Origin of the sequence: Roseococcus sp. SDR (assembly GCF_019083995.1) — a bacterium.
Classification (GTDB): Bacteria; Pseudomonadota; Alphaproteobacteria; order Acetobacterales; family Acetobacteraceae; genus Roseococcus.
In genome coordinates, this window is record NZ_JAHRCU010000043.1 from 1 (window position 1) to 15,346 (window position 15,346).

The 15,346-nt window shown below is 65.0% G+C and carries 10 protein-coding genes; 9 read left to right on the top strand and 1 reads right to left on the bottom strand.

Going from position 1 to position 15,346, the window contains the following annotated elements:
* A partial coding sequence (locus KTR66_RS24205; protein WP_249732414.1) for a helix-turn-helix transcriptional regulator occupies positions 1–374 on the top strand: 374 nt, incomplete at its 5' end.
* Here the strand turns inward: KTR66_RS24205 and KTR66_RS24210 are convergent.
* Positions 323–1,213 carry a hypothetical protein gene (locus KTR66_RS24210; RefSeq protein WP_213617334.1) on the bottom strand — a complete coding sequence of 297 codons (891 nt, stop codon included), beginning with the start codon at positions 1,211–1,213 and terminating at the stop codon, positions 323–325. The two genes, KTR66_RS24205 and KTR66_RS24210, sit on opposite strands and share 52 nt — an antisense overlap.
* A gap of 1,254 nt (positions 1,214–2,467) precedes the next feature.
* Here KTR66_RS24210 and KTR66_RS24215 point away from each other — a divergent pair.
* The 8 genes from KTR66_RS24215 to KTR66_RS24250 all read left to right on the top strand — a co-directional run bounded on the left by KTR66_RS24215 (position 2,468) and on the right by KTR66_RS24250 (position 15,240).
* Positions 2,468–3,037: a hypothetical protein gene (locus KTR66_RS24215; RefSeq protein WP_213617335.1), complete on the top strand. Its 570-nt coding sequence runs from the start codon at positions 2,468–2,470 to the stop codon at positions 3,035–3,037.
* A gap of 668 nt (positions 3,038–3,705) precedes the next feature.
* On the top strand, positions 3,706–6,216 hold the full coding sequence (locus tag KTR66_RS24220; RefSeq protein WP_213617336.1) for a hypothetical protein: 2,511 nt from the start codon (positions 3,706–3,708) through the stop codon (positions 6,214–6,216).
* A 108-nt stretch (positions 6,217–6,324) separates the two neighbouring features.
* On the top strand, positions 6,325–7,872 hold the full coding sequence (locus KTR66_RS24225; RefSeq protein WP_213617337.1) for a class I SAM-dependent methyltransferase: 1,548 nt from the start codon (positions 6,325–6,327) through the stop codon (positions 7,870–7,872).
* Between the two features lie 349 nt (positions 7,873–8,221).
* Positions 8,222–9,418, top strand: coding sequence for a glycosyltransferase family 9 protein (locus tag KTR66_RS24230; protein ID WP_213617338.1), 1,197 nt, complete (start codon positions 8,222–8,224; stop codon positions 9,416–9,418).
* Positions 9,418–12,999 carry a glycosyltransferase gene (locus tag KTR66_RS24235; protein WP_213617339.1) on the top strand — a complete coding sequence of 1,194 codons (3,582 nt, stop codon included), beginning with the start codon at positions 9,418–9,420 and terminating at the stop codon, positions 12,997–12,999. Before KTR66_RS24230 ends, KTR66_RS24235 begins: the two co-directional genes overlap by 1 nt.
* Positions 12,996–14,036 carry a hypothetical protein gene (locus KTR66_RS24240; protein ID WP_213617340.1) on the top strand — a complete coding sequence of 347 codons (1,041 nt, stop codon included), beginning with the start codon at positions 12,996–12,998 and terminating at the stop codon, positions 14,034–14,036. Before KTR66_RS24235 ends, KTR66_RS24240 begins: the two co-directional genes overlap by 4 nt.
* On the top strand, positions 14,033–14,989 hold the full coding sequence (locus tag KTR66_RS24245) for a methyltransferase domain-containing protein (protein WP_213617341.1): 957 nt from the start codon (positions 14,033–14,035) through the stop codon (positions 14,987–14,989). Before KTR66_RS24240 ends, KTR66_RS24245 begins: the two co-directional genes overlap by 4 nt.
* Positions 14,989–15,240 carry a hypothetical protein gene (locus KTR66_RS24250; RefSeq protein ID WP_213617342.1) on the top strand — a complete coding sequence of 84 codons (252 nt, stop codon included), beginning with the start codon at positions 14,989–14,991 and terminating at the stop codon, positions 15,238–15,240. Before KTR66_RS24245 ends, KTR66_RS24250 begins: the two co-directional genes overlap by 1 nt.
* The last annotated feature ends 106 nt before the right edge of the window (positions 15,241–15,346 follow it).

Consider the following 15,346-nt stretch of genomic DNA (forward strand, 5'->3'; position numbering starts at 1 on the left):
CACGGGCGGGGTTGCCTGTGGATTTCCGGAATTCCCTACATGTAGTACGATTATGCGATGAGTCAACAGAAAGTACGGCCGTGTACTCAGAGAAATTCTTGACGCCCGCAACCCTCCGCGCCGCCCGAGCCATCCTCGGCTGGAGCCAACAGGAATTGGCCTACGCCTCCGGCGTCGGGCGCGTCACGATTGCCGATTACGAGCGAGGCAAATCCCAGCTCCAGAGAGGCAACATCCACCTGCTGGTGCACCATCTGGACATGGCGGGCGTGACGATCCTCACCGAGGGCCAGGGCGGCGTTCTCCTGCGCGACGATGCGCCTCAACGACGACCTTTCGATGATGATGGCGTCGGCGGGGGCGAGAGGTCGTAGCCCGGGGCGACATCCGTCACCTGAGCCGCCATGGCGGCCACAACGATCGCGACATGGTCGCTCAGGTCGACCTGCGATGACCCCATCGGGGGCGTGCGTGTCGCCGCAGCAGCAGGGCGTCGCGTCTCGAACGGCTTGCGGCCCGCGCCGCGCAGGGGCTCGGTCGCGGCTACCCCGACCAAGGTGACGCCACCCCCGCCACGGCGGGACTGGTTGCGGGTGCCGTAGGCCGAACGGGTGCGGGCCGCCGCATGGCCGAGGGCCCGGGAGACGTCATCACCGTCTGGAAGACCATGGACACCCGAGCCAGTGCGCCTTGCCCGGGTACCAGATGTCACGCGGCCGGTCCCGCCAGCCTCACCTGCCGCCTCGCCGCCCTTGCCGGAACCAACGCGCCCTCCGGCACGGCCCGACGCGGCTGCTCCGGCTTTGGCATCCGCGGCCCAAGCGTGCCGAAAGCTGTAGGGCGTGATGACGTAGTTCAGCCCTGGAAAGACGCGGCGGCTGGTAGCCCGCAGAGCGTCGGACAGACGGCGGGCATCCTCGACGCGGACCACGAGGATGTCCGTGCCCTCTCCGGCCAGCGCCCGCCGCAGTCGGGCCACCGCCTCCGCCGATCCTGGCCCGGGTCGCACCGCGAGGCGGCGCCGAGGTTGCCCGCGGGGGGCCTCTCCGGTGACCCTGCGCTGTTTGGCGCCCTCGACCTCCGCCAACACCGTGCCGTCGGGCGCCAGTTGGACACGGACGCCTTTCACCAGTTCGCCCGGGCGCACGCCGAGCAACCAGAGGCAGGCCACGGCCAGGCCATAGGGGCCACGCTCCGGGGTGTGGGCCAGCATGCGGCTCCGCCAGTCCGGAGGCAGGGATGTCAGACCGCGGCGCTTGCCCGTCCGGCGTGGGCCCCCCTCCGGCGAAATCCAGCCGACGCCCCCCTGACTGACCGGGCGACAACGCTCCAGCGCGGCGACCACCCAGGCCAAGCCGTCCACCCAAGGCTGGGGCACCGGCTCCGACCACGGAGCACCCACCTGCCGCAGGACGTCTCGCCCCAGCGCCACGGCGGTCCGGGCCAGCGCGGCCCGGGCGACATCATGCGCTGGCCGGGAGCGGGCGCCTGCCAGTACGGACTGCCATCCTACCTTATCCGCTCGGAGCCTGACCTGACGGTACCGGGCCTCCGTGACACGGCCGATGGGCCTCTGCTCAATGGGAGATGCCAACTCCTCGAAGCGAGCCACCAAGCTCCGCCAGGCCAAGTGGTCTCTCCCTCCCGGCCCGGCTGGCCTCTCCCCAGCCTGGATCCTCACCCCCGATTTATCCGCGTCGCCCATAGCCACCTCCGTCGCCCCAACCCGGCGGCCCAAAACAGGCCGCCGATTGTTCGGACTACGAAAAAGATACCCCACAGGCTTGCAAGAGAGAGGAATTACAGAGGGTTGGGCGCTCCAGAGCCATCCCTCACGACCCGCGAAAGGGCACCCGGAGCGTGCAGCCGGATGGCGTTACGCAGGGGAAGTGTAACGCATGACAGGCAGCAGGAATCGCTCCACCGGGGTCGTGAATCGCCATCACCACCGCCGTGAATCGCGATCTCGGATGTGGTGAATCGCCCAACCCGAGCCAGGTAACGCCCCTCGGCAGCAAACCGCACCGTGCGCGCACCGTAAAGCACCGGGAATTCGCGGTGCCCACACGGGCCGCCGTCCTTGGCTGCGGGGCGCGGTGAGGGACCGATCCGCGACAATTAGTGTCCTGATCGATATCGGCGGTGGCCGGTGACTTTGCGGGCACGCGACGATAACCGGCCACTTATGTGATGTCACAAAATAGGGAGAATGCCGCCTTGCTTGGCGCAGGTGGGGCGCTTCGCGAATACTCTGTGGCGTCACGAAAAAGAGGATCAGCTCGTGTCGAAGTCTCCCTCAGACAGCGCACACTCCACCATCAATGACACCAGCAATCGACCTGATGGCACTGCCGAGCCGGCGGCGCCAACACGGCGTCCACGGGGCCGACCACTGAAGAACCCGGCAGCAGGACCGGCCAGCGCCGCGATGCGGGCAGCAGCTCTGCGGCGCAGGGAAAAGCGGGAGATGGACAGCCTCGTCTACTGCCTCACTCAAGCCATGGCGACGTTGGAGCAGTACGGCCAGCACCACGAGGTCGGCTACTTGTTTAGCGGCATGGGGGAGCATGCGCTGAGCGCGATCCGGCGTCATTCTCCGGCCGAAGCGGAGGAGTTGCGCAAACAGTCGGAACGCTGCCGGGCACTTTCGAACGAATTCTCGAATCGCGTCCATGGGCCGCCTGTCCCTGCGGGCCGGGCCAAGAGCAGCATCGTCCACGATGGCCGCGAATTCGCGCTGACGCCGGCCGGCACGGTGACCTGCGATGGGGTGGTCACCGAATTCCGCGTGGTCCGCTATCCCCGGGCATGTGTGGTGGTGCAGACCCCGTTCCCACGCCTCTCCTATCGGACCCATCAGCAGCAGGACATGCTCAAGATGGCGCTCTACGACGTGGCCCTCCTGTTGGCAGAGCGCGGCGACGGCGCGGGTCAGGTCACGCTTCACCCAAGCAGCGGACATGGATCCCCGATCCCGGTCGCCAAATCGTATAGGCCGAAGCCTGTGGGCGAGTGCCTGGATCAGCCGCCCGAATGATCGGCAAGGTGAACGAGGTCTGCGTGGAACCTCAGCATGACGCTTGGCGCCGATTGGCATGGCCGAGTCGTTCTCCGCCACTCTTGAGTTCTGCGGCCCACGCCAGCGAAGCAAGGCTCGCGATGCGATTCGCCGCGCACCGAATCGGCCACCGCAGGGCGGCTGAACAGGGGCTGCGCGAGGTCGTATTCTGCCAGAGCTGCGTGAGAAGGCCCGGTCCTCCGGTGCCGGATGGCGAACGATCTGTCGTGACAGCCGATTTTGGGCCGGCCCTCAGCCAGACGCGCCCCGCGGCACGCCCGTGATGCGGGCCCAAACCCAGTCTTCGTGGTGAAAACCTGCCACCCAGCCAAGCGGGTGTTGCAAAAATAGCACGATCACTCTCGGCGGCATCTCACCATCTAGTAATTACTAATCGAGTGATTGCGCAACGTGCTCGATGTGGCTAACGATCACGGCATGGGTTGCAAGGACGCGTCTCTGCTGTGGGGCGGGTGCGTGAGAGGGGCATGGCGTTCATGAGCCGACATCTCCCTCACCGCGCGCGATGCTTTCGGCAGCTCGGCCTGGAGGGGCGCGGGGCTTCCTCGGGCGGCGTGACTGCTCTCGGGAAAGGCCTGGCCTCGCCAGCCTTGGCCTGTGGATTCGATCAAGAACAGGAGATTTAGATGTCAGGTACGTTCTCTACCAACCCGAGCGCGAACGCCGTCGGCGTGCAGCTCTTCAATGCCGCCTATTACCTGGCCAATAACGCGGATGTCGCTGCCGCGGCGTCGCGTGGCACGATCACGGCGCAGCAGCATTTCATCCAGTTCGGCCAGTTCGAGAACCGGAACCCGGGCTCCTTCTTCGATGCGCAGGCCTACATTGCGGCGAACCCTGACGTGGCCTCGGCGCTCGGGCGCGTTCCGGGCCTGACCGCCTGGAGTCACTTCATCAATTTCGGTGTGGTCGAGAACCGCGGCACCGGCACCTTCAGCGGCAACTTCAACGCCGCCGCGTATCTGGCCGCCAACCCGGATGTGCAGGCCGCGGTCACCGCGGGCACGATCCGCAGCGCCTTCGAGCACTTCATCCTGTATGGTGCGGCTGAGGGTCGCGTCGGCGTCTCCACCACGGGCCAGGTCCTCAACACCACCAATCCCGGCGCGACCACCACGCTGACGGTCAACGAGGACAACCTGACCGGCTCCGGCGGGAATGATACCTTCAATGCGCCTGGTGTGACCACTGCCTTCGGCGGGGCGGCCAATACTCTGAATGGTGCGGATCGCATCAACGGTGGCGGCGGAACCGACACGCTGAACGCCACGCTGAGCGGCAACGCAGCCGGCTTCACGGCGCCCACGCTGGTGAGTGTGGAGAATGTTGCGGTGCGCTTCGTCGATGCTCCTTCGACGCTGAGCCTGGGTGCCTCGACCGGTGTGCAGCAGGTTGTCGTGTCTGAGAGCACCTCGATCGGTGCGGTCACCTCTGTGGGCACGGCGGCCCTGGCGGTCCGTCAGCAGCAGGCTGTTGGCGCGATCTTCGATGGCTCGACCGCAACGAAGCTGTCGCTGACCCTGGACACACTGGGCCTAGCGACCAAGGCGGTTAACGTCGACCTCGGCTCCACGGTGGCTGCCACGGGTACGGCGCTCGCGCTGACGGTCGGCAACGCCTTCGCCGCCATCAACTCGACCGTCAATGACGCGTTCAAGACGGTGACGGTGGCTGCCGCGGGCACCAACGCCATCACTTTCACGGACTCGGCCGCGACCATCACCTCGCTGACCACGACCGGTTCGGGCAGCATTGACTATCGCGGCGCGGCGTTCACGGCGATCAAGACCTTCGACGCCTCTGCCAGCACGGGCAACATCAAGGTGGATGTGCAAAGCGCGGCGGCGGCCTCGGTCAAGACCGGCTCGGGCAATGACCTGATCGACATGGACACGACCGTCGCGGCCACCTCCAGCATTGATGCGGGCAAGGGCAACGACCAGGTCTATGTCGGCGCGCAGCTTGGGAAGTTCGACGCGGTCGCGGGTGGCGAGGGCACGGACGTCATCAACGTGACGGACGGTGCCACCTGGATCCAGGCCAATGTGGCCAAGATCAGCGGCTTCGAGGCGCTGGATGTCTCGGGCGGCAAGGGCACGTATGATGTGTCGCTGGCCGGCGTCACGGCCGTGCAGATCGACCAGGCGGTGAACGGCGCGCTGTCCGGCGCGGTGACCTTCTCGAACGCGCCGGCCGCCTTCGGCCTGACCGTCTCGAACAAGGCCTCCACCGACTTCGGCGTCGGGCAGGACATCGTGATCGCGCTGAAGGACGCTTCGGGCAAGGCGGACGCCATCACCGTCACCTCGCGGATGACCGACGGCGACAATGATGCCCTGGCCGAGGGCAGCATCGCCTACACGACCGTGAAGGCTTCGGGCGTCGAGAACGTCACGCTGAACTCGACCGTGGTGACGGCCGATACGGGTGTGGCCGCGGCGAAGTATACGGCGAGTATCGCGACTCTCGATGTTGACGCGATCAGGACGCTGACCATCACGGGCAACGGCAGCACCAATGTCGGTATCTTGAACCCCCTGAGCACCCTCACCGCGGTGGATGCAAGCGGTTCGACCGGTAACGTGACCATCCCGTTGGCCGGCATCCTCTCGGCGACCAGCTACACCGGCTCGTCCGGTGTGGACACGGTCAAATCCTCCAATGGTGGTACCTCCTTTTACACCGCCCAGGGGGCCGACGTGGTGACCCTGACCAACGCCGCCGTGAGCGACCTGCTGATCTACAAGGTTGGCACGGACTCGCAGCTGACCGATGCGTCCAAGGACGGCAAGATCACGCTGGGTGCGGACGCGGCTACGATTGACGCGATCGGCGGCTTCACGCAGCTCGGTGGTGCCGCCGCGGACCGCTTCGACGTGACGGCGATCGGCTTCACCGGGACGCAGCGCGGCTTGGTGGACGTCACCGCCCTCGTCACGGCGAATACCGACCTCACCAGCGTCACCGGCCTCTTCAACAGCGTCGGCGGTCAGCGTGGCGTGGCCAACTCTGTCGTCGGCGGGGACAGCTACGTCTTCATCGACGTCAACCGCGACGGCAACTTCACCGCCAATACCGATCTCGCGGTGAAGGTGAACGGTGTGCTCGGGCTCACCGCAGCGTCCTTCGACTTCTGAAGAACGCCCACAACCGAACAGTCAGCCGGGGGGGCCACCGCCCCCCCGGCACTTCCATGCCCGGACGAAAACCAAAAACAGCAGGGCAACATTCTTCATGAGGCGCTGATGTCGAGCTGGTCTGGTGGCTATGTCCTGGATATTCCCTATACATCCGGTTTCTACCGCGAACTTGCGCCCACCTATCTCGACTTCGTCCTCGCGACGACATCCGCCATCCGGACGCCGCGCCTGGACCGCCCCTTCACCTATTGCGAGCTGGCCTGTGGCCAGGGGCTCGGGACCGCGCTGCTGGCGGCGGCCAACCCGCACGGCACCTTCTGGGGTCTCGATTTCAATCCCGCCCAGATCAGCAATGCCCGTCGCCTCGCCGGCGAGGCCGGCCTCACCAATGTGCATTTCCTCGACCAGAGCTTCGAGGAGAGCGTGAACAGCCCAAGCGGTACTTTCCCGAAATTCGACTTCATCGTCCTGCACGGCATCTACAGCTGGATCAACGAGGAGAACCGCGCGCTGATCGTGCGCTTCCTCACCGAGAACCTGAAGCCGGGCGGCGTGGTCTATATTTCCTACAACTGCCTGCCCGGCTGGTCGGCCGCGGCGCCGCTCCAGCGCCTGATGCGCGAGCATGCGAACCGCCACCCCGACCGCTCCGACCTGCAGGCCACCGCCGCCCTCGCCTTCGCGGAGCAGCTGCAGAAGGGCGGGGCGCGCTTCTTCACGACCAACCCTTCCCTCGCGCCGCGCATGGAGAAGATGCCGTCGCTGAACCGCAACTACCTGGCCCATGAGTATCTGAACGGGCATTGGCACCCGCTCTACCATCTCGACGTCGCGCGTGAGCTCGATCCGGCGCGGCTCACCTTCGCCTGCTCCGCGACCATCACGGAAAATATCCCGGAGCTGGCCTTGCCGGCGGAGCTGCAGGCGCTCGGCGAGCAAACCCGGGAGCCGGCTTGGCGCGAGACGATCCGCGACTTCGCCGCCAATCGTCAGTTCCGCCGGGACCTCTTCCTGCGGGGCGTGAACACGATGCCGCTGCGTGAGCTGATGGCGACGCTGGCGGATCTGCGCATCGCCCTGGTCAATCCCGACTATGACCGAGAGTTCAAGCTGCAGGGGCCACTGGGGGAAGTGGCCGGGCAGAAGGCTCTCTATGAGCCGCTGCTGGAAGCCCTGGCTGAGCAGCCCAAGAAGATCGGAACGCTGGCGCTGCTGCCCGCCTTCGCGGAGCGGCCCTTCGCGACCCTGCTGCAGGCCTTGCAGCTCCTGCTGCATGCGCAGGTCATCCTGCCGCTCTACCATGATGCGAAGGGCAAGGTCGGTGATACGGCCCGTGCCTTCAACCGCGCCATGGCAGCGCGCCTGCGCATGGGCGAGACATATAATTTCTTCGCATCGGGCGCCGCGGGAACCGCCATCGCGGCCACCTATACCGAGCAGCTCGCTTATCTCGCCCTGGCCGAGAATCCGCGGATGGAGGCGAACGCCTTTCCCGCCTTTGGCTGGCCCATCATGCAGCAGACCGGCCAACGCCTCGTGAAGGAGGGGCGCACGCTGGAATCCGAGGCCGAGAATCTCGCTGAACTGGAGGCGCAGGCCCAGATCATCTGGACGCGCAAGCTTCCCATCTGGCGCGCGCTACATGTTGTCTGACCAAGCGTCGGTGAACACCTGCGTCTTTCGCGTCTCGATGGATCGCGGCTGGGTTCTCCCTCGCGGCTCATTCGAGAATTGCTCGGTGTTCAACACATTCCTCGGCTGCCACGAAACGAGCGCACCAGGCTCGGAGGTGCCCTACAGTTTTTGCGCCCTGCCAGGGCGCTACATCGCGGAGCTGTGTGAACAAGCCGCGCGGCATGGGCTGGGCGGCCATGCCCTTGTGCTATCCCCCGCCGTCGATCTCTCGCCCGCTGAGCTTCAGCCCTTGCTTGCCGCCCTCGGGCAGTCCCGCGCTGAGGCGACAAGATGGGACGTCACCGTCCTTGCGACACGAAATGGCGAGGTGCTGGCCTATCTCTGGCCGGCCGGCACGCTCTCTTCTCTTCAGCCCGATGCGGAGCCGGCCCGCGCGGTGCATCGATGGGAGCAGTTGCCGACCGCATCATGGCTCTTCGCCTTGCGCTTCCTCTCGGGGATCGACGCCCCGCTTGATGTGGCGCTCCTGCAGCGCATGGGCTGGCGCGTCCGCCTGCAGCGGTGTGGTGCTGGCCTCGACGGACCATGGAAGCCCGCCCTGCCGTCCTTTCCTAACGCCGCGCAGGCCGCGCGACTGATCGCCGCGCGCTGGCTAAGTGCGAGCGAGGCCGGTGACGCGGAGGTCTGGGCCCTGATGCCCCACCATGCGGGCGATGTCCTGCTCGTGGCGGACATCCTGCGCACCGCGCCCTGCGGCGTGAAAGGCCTCATCGTGAACCGGCGCTATGCGGCGATCGTCGCGCGCATGGTGCCCGAACTGCCGCTCTGTGTGCTTGATGCCGACCCGCCGACCCGTGGGCGATTCGCCACGCCGGGGCACCCGATGAATGATGAGGCGCGCTACCTCGAGGAGGTGGTGCTGCCCCATCTCCCGCCGCATGTGGTCCCCGTATGGCTACGGCCGCTGCGCGGCTACCAGGAGGCGGCCAGCACCGTCTCCGCACAGCTCGCCTTCGTCCTCTCCTCGACGCGCGACATGTGGTCCTGGCCGACAGCGTCTGCGGCGAAGCCAGCCGAGGCGCTCCCGGTGCCCCGGCACGGGCAAACGGAAAGCCTGCGCGTGCTGCTCCATATCGATGGCGGATGGCCGCTGAAGGTCGTCTCGAACGACTGGATCGACGAGCTCATGGAGCATTTCGCACTGCGGGGTTGGAGCGCATCCATCCTGTCCGACCGCGCCTTGCCGATCGCGGTGCCCGTCCACCGGTTTGAAAGCCTGGATGCGCTGGACCACCTGCTCGACGCACATGATGTGCTCGTCGGCGCAGACTCCTTTCCCGTTCACTACGCCAACATTCACCGTGGAATGCCGACCATCTGCCTCTTCGGACCAACCAGCCTGCGCAACCTGGCTTCAGCCAGGCCGAATTACCGCGCCATCTCCGCCGGGCTCGACTGCTCCCCTTGTGGTGCCCGCGCCATCTGCCCGCGACACGGCGGTGAGATCTGCCGCAACTTCGCGACACCAGCCGAGGTCATCGCCCTTCTGGATGGGGGCCGCTGATGCCTGTACAGCGTGTCGTCTTCACCCTGTGCTCCGCGAACTATCTCCCGGTCGCGACGCCCCTCATGCACTCACTTGCCGCACAGGAGCCACATGCCCGACGTGTCTTGGTACTGGCCGAGCGTGAGTTGCCAGAGCCGGCGCGCCGCGATCTGGCGGGGTTCCTGCATTGCGAGATCCTGCTCTGCACCGAGATCGGCGTCCCGCATCTGGATCGCATGGCCTTCCAGTACGACCATACCGAGTTCAATACAGCCCTGAAGCCATTCGTCTTCCAGTTTCTGTTCCGCCAGGGACACGAGCGCGTCGTCTATCTCGATCCTGACATCGAACTGCATCAGAGCCTCGATCTCGTGTGGGACGCGCTCGATGAGCACGATGCCACCGTCACTCCGCATATTCTGGAACCTCTGCCGGAGGATGGCTGCGCGCCTACCAACGAGAACATGGCGCGTTGCGGCCAGTTCAACTTCGGCTTTGTCGCCTTCGCCAACAGAGCCGCGAGCCGCGCATTTCTGGACTGGTGGGCCGAGCGGCTGACCGATCACTGCATCTTCCACCCCAACCACTTCTTCTTCGTGGATCAGTTCTACGGGGCGATGGTTGCGAGCTTCGTTGAACGATGCTGCATCCTGCATCATCCCGGCCTGAACTTCGCCTACTGGAATGCGCCGCAGCGGCCGCTTGCATGGGGTGACACCGGCTTCGAGGTCGCGGGCGCGCCGCTTGTTTTCGCCCATTTCTCGGGTTTCGCGCCACAGGATCCACTCGCACTCTCCCGACACCAGAACCGCCTTCGTGCTGAAGCAGGCACTCCGCTTGGGATGCTCCTTGAGGCCTATGCTGGACGGGTGCGTGATGCGGCAGCGGCTTTACCCTCAGGCATCCTCGCCGGGACTTATGATAACTATACCGATGGCGTAGCGGTCGATGCGCTGGAGCGCCGGAAGTATCGCGACCTTCAGGTCGTCGAGAAGGCACAGCTGCCGCCGCCCTTCTCGCCGGAGTTGCGCGCGCGGCTCGGCCTCTATGGCTACGTCGATGACGCGGCGACCTCTCCACTCGGTCTCATGGACCAGCTTCTGCGCGTCGAGGGTGACCTGCGGGCTGCGCAGCAGGCCAGCGCCAATGCCGCGGCGCAGGCGGCACACGATGTCGCTTTCGCCCAGCACACGTGCCGGAGTGAGGTCGCCGCCGCGCAACAGGCTCGGGACGAGGCGGAGGGTAGGCTCTCCCGCTTTCTGCGGGATATGGAGGAGCAGACCCAGGAGCTGGAGCAACTGGTGATGCTGCGAACCGAGGAGCTTCGCCGCCTGAGGCCACTGGTTGAGCAAGTCCAGGTGCTGCAGGCACGCGCCAGCCACGCCGAGAGTGCGTATGCGGCCATCTTGGGTAGCGAGGCCTGGCAGCTCACGCGCCCACTGCGATCTCTGGGCGAGCGTCTGCCGCGTGTATCACGCCTGGCGCGCCAAGCCCTCAAGGTTGCGTGGTGGACGGTGACGCTTCAGCTTCCGCACCGCATCAAGCTGTGGCGAGCGCACCGGCGTCGCATGACGGAAGCCTCTTCTCTGGCGGTGGCGCCCGAGCCTTCGGCCCTCATCCAGGCTCCGCTGCCGCAGCCTGCGACAATTCTGCAGGCCAGTGAGCCAGAGCTGCGGACGGAGCCGGTGGACATTATCGTGTGTGTCCACGATGCACTCGACGATGTTCGTCGCTGCCTTACCGTGCTGCTGCAGACGACGATGCCGCCATTCCGGCTCATCCTGATTGACGATGGCAGCCAGCAGCCGACGGCGGAGTTCCTACGGGGGTTTGCCGCCGACCATGGCGCGACCTTGGTTCGGAACGAGATCGCGAAAGGCTACACGCTTGCCGCCAATCAGGGATTGCGCCTCGTGGAGGCACCCTATTGCGTGCTTCTCAATAGCGATACCGAAGTCACCATCGGCTGGCTTGACCGCATGGTGGATGCGATGCGTTCCAATCCACGCCTGGGCTTGGTGGGGCCGCTGAGCAACACCGCATCATGGCAGTCTGTTCCAGCGCTGTTCGCCGACGGCGATTGGGCACCTAACGACCTTATGGACGGTCTCTCCGTCGCGGACATGGGCCGGATCGTAGGCCGCGTCGGAAGCGCGCAACCCATCCCGATCGGTTTCCTGAACGGCTTTTGCATGCTTGTCCGTGCAGAGGTTCTGACTGAGGTCGGTCTTTTCGATGAGGCGACATTTGGCGCTGGATACGGTGAGGAGAATGACTTCTGCATCCGCGCCCGAAACAAGGGTTGGCACTTGGCCGTCGCGGAGCAGGCCTATGTGGCTCACCACCAGTCGCGCTCCTACGGCAATGAGCGCCGACGGCAGCTCGCTGCCAGAGCGGATGCAGCGCTAGCTGCTAAGCATGATGTCGGCACGCAGATTATTCCCTTTGTGGAGCGATGCCGCTCGAGCCTGCGGATCAACTCCGTCCGCGCCCGACTGCAGGCTGATCTTCACCGTGTTGAGTTGATTCGTGCTGCCGCAGGGCGGTTCGAGGGGAAGCGCGTGGCCTTTGTACTGCCCGTCGGGGCCGCCGGCGGCGGCGCCAATGTTGTTATTCAGGAGGCATTGGCCCTCCGCACCTTCGGTGCCGAGCCGATCATCGTGAACTTGGCAGATTTCAGAGCTAGCTTTGAGGCAGACTATCCCACGCTGAAGATACCCGTACGCTATTGGCACAGGGACGAGGACCTTCTTGACGCTATTGGTATGCGCGTGGATGCCCTTGTCGCCACGGCGTGGTCTTCTTTCGAGGACGTGAAACAGGCGCGCGCCCTGCCGGGCGTCAGGGCCTACTATATCCAGGATCTAGAGACGCTGTTCTACCAGCCGTCCGATCCGCGGTACGGGCATGCCCTCGCGACCTATCTCGACCACGAAGTCGTCCGCTTCACCAAGTCGACCTGGAACGGCGCGGCGGTCGCGGAGTTATCGGGGAGTGCACCTATTGTCATCGGTCCGAGCGTGGATGTCGGCAAGTTCCGGCCCCTCTCAGATGAGGGTCTGGATCCGGGACGACCCGTAAGGGTCATGGCGATGGTTCGACCTTCCACTCCTCGTAGAGCGCCCGAGTTGACGGCCCGAATCCTGAGCGAGTTGGTTAGCCGGTTTGGCTCAGAGGTCGAGGTCTACTGCTTCGGCGGATCGATCGAAGAGATACAACACGCTTCCCTCGGGCTGCGCGGGGTGCGAAGCCTCGGCCATTTGCCGGCCTCCGCCATGCCCGACGTACTCGGCAACACGGATGTGTTCCTTGATTTCTCGGTCTGGCAGGCCATGGGCCTGACCGCCCTAGAGGCGATGGCCAGCGGTGCTGCCGTCGTTGTTCCTCGGCGCGGTGGGACGTCTGACTTCTGCGTCCACGAGGTCAACAGTCTGATGGTCGACACCACCGACGAGGCTGCCTGCCTCGAAGCTGCCTCCCGGCTCATCGAGGATTCGGGTTTGAGGACGCGGCTCAGGCTCGAGGGCATGCAGACTGCCTCTGCATTCGCGCCAGAGGTTTCGGCGTTCAACCTCCTGGAAGGATTGTTTCCCCGATGATCCACGCACACCTCGTCCCTGAGACGCCTGCCCTTGGTCCCGTATGGGCGTGTGCGCAGATCCGCCTACTGCGGCCATTCCGCCATGCGTCCGTGCGCCGCCGCGTCGCGGTCACCACTGGATGGAAGCTTCCGACGCACCGCGTGGATGTGGTGGTTATGCAGCGCGCTGGCCCTCCCGACATGGCGACCGATGAGCTTCATCACCTGGTCCGGGAGATCCGGCGGCGAGACATCACGCTTGTGGTTGACATCGACGACGATCTACTCGCGCCTCACCTCGATGAGCAGGTCGAGCAGCACCTTGATGGGATCCGGCCGAATGTGCGCTTCCTCTTGCGGGAAGCTGATGTTGTCGTTGCCTCGACGCCGATCCTCGCGCAGCGCTTGGCGCGATTTAACCGAAGTGTCGCGGTGTGGCGAAACGCATTAGATGAGAGCCTCTTGCCCGAGGTCGGCGATACCGGTGGGGCCGATCTGGGCTACTTCGGGACACACTCTCATCTCTTCGATTTGCTTGATGTTGTTCCAAGCTTAGAACGCACCTTCTCGCGCGCCCGAGTGCGACCGACGATCGAGTTCTGCGGCGTCACGCACGATGCGCGACTGACCGCTCTGCTGACGCGATGTGGCGATGTCACTCTGCGGGATCTTGAGGTGCAGTACGAAAGTTTCCATGCGATGCTAGCGTATCATGCTCGTTGGAAGGTCGGTATTGCGCCGCTTCGCAGATGTACCTTCAACGACAGCAAGAGCGACATCAAGGTCCTGGACTACGCTGCCGCAGGAATGTCCGCCGTCGTGTCCGATGGTCCAGTTTATGCGGATTGGGCACAGGGGGAGACTGTGTTGCGCGCGAGTGCGGAGGACTTTGGTGACGCGGTGCTTGAGCTTATCCAGGATGGCAAGCTGCGGAGCCGCATCGTGGGCGCAGCGCGCGAGGAGCTCTTCGCAAAGCGAAGTCTGACAGCCTCCGCGGCCAAGCTTGTGGATATTGTGGAAGGTGCGTTGTCCGTGCCGCGGGAGAACGCGGCATGATGGAACGCAATAGTTGGCTGCTGGACGGTCTTGTACCTGGCAGGAGCCGTATTCTCGAAATTGGTCCCAGTTTTTCTCCGGTGGCGGCGAAGCGGCACGGATGGAACACGACGATCGTGGATCACTGCGATCGGGGTGAGCTCATCAGCAAGTATGGGTCGGTTGGATCACTCGATGTGGATTCCATCGAGGATGTGGATATCGTCTGGAGAGGCAATTCACTTGCCGACCAGATGTCCTCTGCCGAGCTCGGCTCCTACGACGCCATCATCGCGAGCCATGTGATCGAGCACATGCCGGATCCCTTGGCGTTCCTACGAGATGCTGAACGCATCCTCGCGCCCAATGGAACGGTTATCCTTGCCGTACCGGACAAGCGCCTATGCTTTGATTGCCTGCGGCCGTTTTCGACCACGGGCGCGATCCTGGAGGCGCACCAGCAGCGACGCAGCCGCCATCCCGCATCGGCTGTCTTCGACGCCCTGTCCTGGGACGTCCGACCGGAGGATGGCGTGCCGAGCTGGGAGCATAGGAGAGCGTTTGTCCCAGGTTTCCTGAGAGATTTTGTCGAAGCAGGGCAGCATTTCGAGGTCGCGTCCCGGGCCGATGCTCCCTACATGGATGTGCACGGTTGGGTGTTTACGCCGGCCTCTTTCGAGCTGCTCATGCTGGAACTGCGCCAGATGGCCGCGTGCGCTTGGGCTGTTGCCCAAATCAAGCGCCGAGCATCCCTCGAGTTCTTGGTGAAGCTTCGGCGCAACTCGCCGCCGTTGAGCGGGGACAGCTTCATGCGCGAGCGCGTGCGGCTTTCTATCGAGCTGCTTCGTGACCTGAGAGACGGAGTCAATTGGATCCTAGAAGGCACGGATGCTGTCCGTGTCAGCGACCAAGACGGTGACAGTCGGCGTATCGTCGAGAAGCTTATTCACCTCAACAAGGCACTGGGCGTGTGATGGGCTTGGCTGTTGCAGGGGGCCGCGGCTGCGCCTGGCTCGATGCGGGCACGCCGGCGAGTCTCCTGCAGGCGGCGACCTTCGTGCAGGCGGTGCAGGAGCGCCAGGGCCTGGTGGTGGGCTGCCCGGAGGAAATCGGCTTCCGCCGCGGCTTCCTGACGGCCGATGAGCTGCGCGCGCGCGGCAAGGCGCTGGGCAAGACGGCCGATGGGCAATATCTCGTGCAGCTCGCCGATGGGGTCCACGCATGAAGATCACGCCGCAATCCATCCCCGATGTGCTCCTGATCGAGCCCAACCGCTTCGGCGATGCGCGCGGCTTCTTCAGCGAGGTGTGGAAGCGCAGCGCACTGGCGGC

What these genes read in the sequence shown, in the direction of transcription:
- KTR66_RS24245 (WP_213617341.1), top strand. Translation starts at nt 14,033, where the DNA reads ATGATGGAACGCAATAGTTGGCTGCTGGACGGTCTTGTACCTGGCAGG.
- KTR66_RS24235 (WP_213617339.1), top strand. Translation starts at nt 9,418, where the DNA reads ATGCCTGTACAGCGTGTCGTCTTCACCCTGTGCTCCGCGAACTATCTC.
- KTR66_RS24210 (WP_213617334.1), bottom strand. Translation starts at nt 1,213, where the DNA reads ATGCTGGCCCACACCCCGGAGCGTGGCCCCTATGGCCTGGCCGTGGCC.
- KTR66_RS24220 (WP_213617336.1), top strand. Translation starts at nt 3,706, where the DNA reads ATGTCAGGTACGTTCTCTACCAACCCGAGCGCGAACGCCGTCGGCGTG.
- KTR66_RS24250 (WP_213617342.1), top strand. Translation starts at nt 14,989, where the DNA reads ATGGGCTTGGCTGTTGCAGGGGGCCGCGGCTGCGCCTGGCTCGATGCG.
- KTR66_RS24225 (WP_213617337.1), top strand. Translation starts at nt 6,325, where the DNA reads ATGTCGAGCTGGTCTGGTGGCTATGTCCTGGATATTCCCTATACATCC.
- KTR66_RS24240 (WP_213617340.1), top strand. Translation starts at nt 12,996, where the DNA reads ATGATCCACGCACACCTCGTCCCTGAGACGCCTGCCCTTGGTCCCGTA.
- KTR66_RS24215 (WP_213617335.1), top strand. Translation starts at nt 2,468, where the DNA reads ATGGACAGCCTCGTCTACTGCCTCACTCAAGCCATGGCGACGTTGGAG.